This window comes from Methyloceanibacter sp. (assembly GCF_035650995.1).
Classification (GTDB): Bacteria; Pseudomonadota; Alphaproteobacteria; order Rhizobiales; family Methyloligellaceae; genus Methyloceanibacter.
This window is the reverse complement of record NZ_DASRGO010000084.1, coordinates 1-4,525: the sequence shown is the minus strand read 5'-3', so window position 1 is coordinate 4,525 and position 4,525 is coordinate 1. Positions and strand designations below refer to the sequence as shown.

Here is a 4,525-nt window from a genome sequence, read left to right as displayed (position 1 = left end):
TTTGCCGGCGCCGTTCACGCCCACCACGCCGATCTTGGCGCCGGGCAGGAAGGCGAGCGTCACGTCCTTCAAGACCTGCTTGCCGCCGGGGTAGGTCTTGGACAGCTTGTTCATGACAAAGACGTATTGGGGCGTGGCCATGGGGCGTGCCTCTGTTCCTCGGATTTCGCGGGAAGGTCCGGCCGCTTCTAGCCAATCGCGCTCCTTAACTCAACACTGACTCGTCGTGCCCGGCCCTGGGCCGGGCCGAGCCGGCCATGACGGATGATGAGGAACGGAATTCAGAACAACTCGGGCAGGCGCTCCTTGAGCCTGGCGGCAAGCGTGTCGAGCGGATTCTCCTGAAGCGGCCTGATCTCGCCGAGCGCTACGGCGAAATTCGCGGGTGACAGGTCGGCAATCGGCAACACGCGGCACCAAGCGTTGCGGATGAGAAAGTCGCGATATTCGCGCTCGTCGTCGGTGAAGCGATGCGCTCTGGGCGCAACACCAATCACCGGGAGCCGCGCGGAGACGGCCTCGGAGATCATGGTGCTCGAATCCTCGGTGCAGACGATCACCTCGGCCCTGCCGAAGATCTCGGGCAAGGTGCCCGGCCCCGCTTTGCGGTAGTCGATGAAGCGCTCGATGACGCTCTCGTCCTCGGCCGCCTTCCCGATCAGGTCGGCCACGCTCTCGGCCGTGCGCCGCGAGGTCGAGACGAGCCAGCGCATACCCCATTCGCGCGAGACTTGTTTGATGAAGGCGAGCAGCCGCTCCCATTCGGACCGCCGGTAGCGGAACGGGCCGGCGTTGCCGCCGATAAGAAGGCCGGCGAGCTTGGGATGGAGGTTCGGGCCGTAGCGCGGCACGGTCTTGGGCCTCCCGAGCTTGTCGGGATCGATGGCCGACGGCTTGAGCGTCACGATATGGCGCGGGCTTCCCGCGTCGCGATCGTAGGAGGAGATGATGAGGCTGAAATTCTCCGGCGCGAGACCGCGCAGGAGCGAGCCGCAAAAGATGCTGGGAATGCCGCCGAGGAAGCGCGAGACGCAGATATTCGGCATTTGCGTCTCGCCGCCCGCCGAGACCACGAGATCGGCCTTGGGCAGGCTGTAGGCGTCGATGCGGTAGGACATGCGCAGCATGCGCGGCGGGAAGAAGGTCTTGGCGTTGATGCGGGCCCTGAGCCACCGCGTCGGCACGATCCACTTGCGCTTCACCTCGATGCGCGTCACGTCCACCGGGCGCAGGCGCCCGATCGCCGCAATCACGCCCTCGGCGAGGTGATAATGCCCCGGGCGCGTATCGGCGAGGAAAATGACCCTAAGCGGCTCTGACGTCATATTTGACCCGGCTCTCAAGGTGCTCCATGAAAGGCCCCGCGTCATAGCCCAGGCAGAGCTTCCGCTGCAAAGCCCTGTTTCTCCCCGCTTGGCAAGACGCGCGCGGCTTACCACTATTCGGGCGGCACGGATTTGAGGAGCTGAGATGGCGGAAAGACTTACGATGAGCGGTGCCGATTGGGTGCTGAAGGCCATGGTAGCGGTTGCGGCCTCCGACGGTCGGCTCGATTCGCGCGAAGTCGGGCTGATCCAGCAGATCTACGCCGATGAGACCGGGCGCAAGCTCACGGCAGGCGAGGTCGCCCGCGCCGTCGACGCCAACGCCAAGACGAACGTGATCCCCGAATTCGCGGCGGCGGGAAAGACGCTCGACGAGAAGAGCAAGGAGACGATCATCCGCGCCGCCTATCTTGCGCTGCTCGCCGATGACCGCATTGCCGGAGAGGAGCGCAAGAAGCTCAGGGACATCGCCGCCGCGCTCGGCATTGCCGAGATTCACTTCGGCGCGATCCTCGAGGAGCTCGCCGTTTCGCTCGCCGAGCAGAAGCGCTAGCTTCCTGCGATGATCGTTTCGCACGAGCACAAGTTCATCTTCCTCAAGACCAAGAAGACCGCGGGTACCAGCATCGAGCTTGCCTTAAGCGCGCTGTGCGGCGACGCCGACATCATCACGCCCTTGACCGAGATCGACGAGGCGCTGCGCGCCGGCGCTCGCGGCGCACAGAACTGGCGGCGGCATGGCTGGTGGGGAAGCCCGAGGCCTTTCTTCAAGCGGCGATTCCTCAAATTCACCGCCGAGGATTACGGCTTCTACAATCACATGCCGGCCGAGCAGGCGCGCGCCCTCCTCAACGACGACAAGCTCTGGCTGAGCTATTTCAAGTTCGCCTTCGACCGCAACCCGTGGGATCGGCAGGTCTCGTTCTATCACCACCGCTACCGGCGCGAGGCGAAGCCTCCGCCGTTTTCGAGCTTCATCAAGGGCGACAAGCGCGCGCGCATCAACAATTACGAGATCTACTCGATCGGCGGAGAGGTCGCCGTCGACTTCGTCGGCCGCTACGAGAACTTGGATGCCGATTTGCGCCACGCGCTCGGGCAAGTCGGGCTCGCGCTCGATCGAGACCTCCCCCGCGCCAAGACCACGTTCCGCAAATCCGACAAGCCCTATCGCGCCTATTACGACGACGAGACGCGGGGCATCGTCGGCGACTGGTATCAGCGCGAGATCGCACTGCTCGATTATGCATTTTGAAGCCGCGACATGATCATCAGCCACGAGCATAGATTCATCTTCTTGAAGACCAAGAAGACGGCGGGCACGGCGATCGAGGCGGCGCTGTCGGAGCTGTGCGGCCCGCGCGACGTGATCACCCCCTATCGCGAGGAGAGCGAGGGCGACCGCAAGGGCCTTGCCCCGCAAAATTACCGCATCGATCATCCGCTCAAGCCGAAGCGGCCGCTCTTGAAGCGCCTCCTCATGCGGCCCGAGCGCTACTACCATCCGAGCGTGGGCTATTACGAGCACATGCCGGCCTCGACCGTGCGCGCCTATGTCGGCGAAGAGGCGTGGCGGAACTATTTCAAGTTCGCCTTCGACCGCAACCCGTGGGACCGGCAGGTCTCCTGGTATCTCTACAAGACGAAATCGAAAGGGACGCGCCCCTCTTTCGAGCGCTTCATGGGAAGCCGCAGGCGCGCTTACGTGAACAATCACGAGATCTACATGCAGGACGGCACGCTTGAAGGCGGGCTCGCCGTCGATTTCCTCGGCCGCTACGAAAATCTCGAGGAGGACCTGAACACGGCGCTCGCGATGGCGGGCGTGAAGCGGCGCCTCACCGTTCCACGCGTCAACGTCACGCCCAACAAGGACGAGGCGCGCGGCTACCGCTCCTATTATTCGGATGCGACGCGCGATGTGGTCGCCGACTGGTACGCGCCGGAGATTGCGCTGCTGGGGTACGGGTTCTAACTGGCGTTGGGGCGTTCCCCCTTCCTTGCCCAGAGCGTCGCGCGGTCTATCCGCCCGCGGCCTTGGCTGCGGCGTCGATCTATCTGCCGATATCCTCGTGACCTTTGCCGACGACATGTCGTGCACCTGCGGTCAGCCGGCAGGGCGGTGACGCAATTGCTGTGGCGGTCGGGCAGCAGGACGACCGAGGGTCGTTCATGTCGCGCGACAATGATCCGCAGGGCCCTTCTTGCAGAACAGTTCTTGAGTAGTGATTGCAATGAAGCCCTGCGCCAGCTCCGCGCGATGGTGAGCGCCTCAAATGACCAAGTTCGCCGCTGCCGCGTCGCTCTGCCTAATCGCGCTGCTGGCGGGTTGTGCAACTCAGTCTGCCTCTACGGACACGATAAGCGGCAAGGCGGAAGTTGCGCTTCCTGACACCTCGGCGCAGCAAGTGAAGGATTACATCAAGCCCCACATGACCAATATGGGGTTCGGCCTGGCGCAGGAGGTTGAGTGACTACCAGAGCCTTTTCTTAGCGAAGGCGTGTCCGGAACCCGACTTTAGATAACGCTCGAAAGTTTCAGCCTTCTGGACATCGGAGAAGGCCACATATGTCACCAGTCTCCATGGAACGAACTTGCACGTGTGCGGAGACTTTCCAGCGTTGTGCTCGGCGAGTCGCCGCTTTAGATCGGACGTGAGTCCGACATAACGTTCGTCAGGGAATGTCTGGCTTCGTAACAGATAGACATAATGCATCGCGGCGGCCCTCCTCCGCCAAGGCTTCGGAGGGCATCCTGCTTCGCGATCGGCGCGGGTGCAATCCTGCGAAGCGCGTAGCGCGAAGCAAGATGGTGGGCCCGGGAGGGCTCGAACCTCCAACCAGACGGTTATGAGCCGCCGGCTCTAACCAATTGAGCTACGGGCCCCACTCTTCGTCATGCCCCCGCCCTCGGGTCGAGCCCGAGGGCGCGGGCATCCACGATTCGGCGTTCACAATAGCAAAGACGCGGATGGCCGGTTGAATATCAAAGACGTGGATGGCCGGGACATGCCCGGCCATGACAGGGTTACATTGGAAAATTAGCCTTCGCCATCAAGGCGGGATCGGCATGTCCCAATTTCCGCCTCATAGCAGGATTCCTCTCGCGCGCGAACAGATCGAAGCCGCGAGGCTCGCCAAGAGCCTCGAAGCGGGGGGTTTCGGGCTGGCTCGCCGTCTTCGCCCACCGCATGAGGAAA

The 4,525-nt window shown here is 63.1% G+C and carries 6 protein-coding genes and 1 tRNA gene; 4 read left to right on the top strand and 3 right to left on the bottom strand.

The features are described from left to right. Positions 1 to 281: 281 nt before the first annotated feature. Entirely contained in the window at positions 282 to 1,325 is a 1,044-nt protein-coding gene (locus VFB18_RS06710) for an ELM1/GtrOC1 family putative glycosyltransferase (protein ID WP_324972575.1), read from the bottom strand. A 145-nt stretch (positions 1,326 to 1,470) separates the two neighbouring features. On the opposite strand from VFB18_RS06710, the gene VFB18_RS06705 reads away from it, so the two are divergent. The 4 genes from VFB18_RS06705 to VFB18_RS06690 all read left to right on the top strand — a co-directional run bounded on the left by VFB18_RS06705 (position 1,471) and on the right by VFB18_RS06690 (position 3,799). After that, positions 1,471 to 1,878 (top strand): TerB family tellurite resistance protein, encoded by a 408-nt coding sequence (locus VFB18_RS06705; RefSeq protein WP_324972572.1) that lies wholly within the window; start codon positions 1,471 to 1,473, stop codon positions 1,876 to 1,878. A 9-nt stretch (positions 1,879 to 1,887) separates the two neighbouring features. Further along, positions 1,888 to 2,580 carry a sulfotransferase family 2 domain-containing protein gene (locus tag VFB18_RS06700; RefSeq protein WP_324972569.1) on the top strand — a complete coding sequence of 231 codons (693 nt, stop codon included), beginning with the start codon at positions 1,888 to 1,890 and terminating at the stop codon, positions 2,578 to 2,580. Positions 2,581 to 2,589: 9 nt separating this feature from the next. Then, complete coding sequence (locus VFB18_RS06695; RefSeq protein ID WP_324972566.1) at positions 2,590 to 3,300, top strand: sulfotransferase family 2 domain-containing protein; 711 nt, start codon at positions 2,590 to 2,592, stop codon at positions 3,298 to 3,300. Between the two features lie 301 nt (positions 3,301 to 3,601). After that, the gene (locus VFB18_RS06690; RefSeq protein ID WP_324972563.1) at positions 3,602 to 3,799 is read left to right on the top strand and encodes a hypothetical protein; all 198 of its coding nucleotides are present in this window, start codon (positions 3,602 to 3,604) and stop codon (positions 3,797 to 3,799) included. Here the strand turns inward: VFB18_RS06690 and VFB18_RS06685 are convergent, their stop codons facing one another. Continuing rightward, positions 3,800 to 4,042 carry a GIY-YIG nuclease family protein gene (locus VFB18_RS06685; protein ID WP_324972561.1) on the bottom strand — a complete coding sequence of 81 codons (243 nt, stop codon included), beginning with the start codon at positions 4,040 to 4,042 and terminating at the stop codon, positions 3,800 to 3,802. It abuts the gene before it with no gap. 93 nt (positions 4,043 to 4,135) lie between these two features. Beyond that, positions 4,136 to 4,212 (bottom strand) — tRNA-Ile (locus tag VFB18_RS06680). Positions 4,213 to 4,525 lie beyond the last annotated feature (313 nt).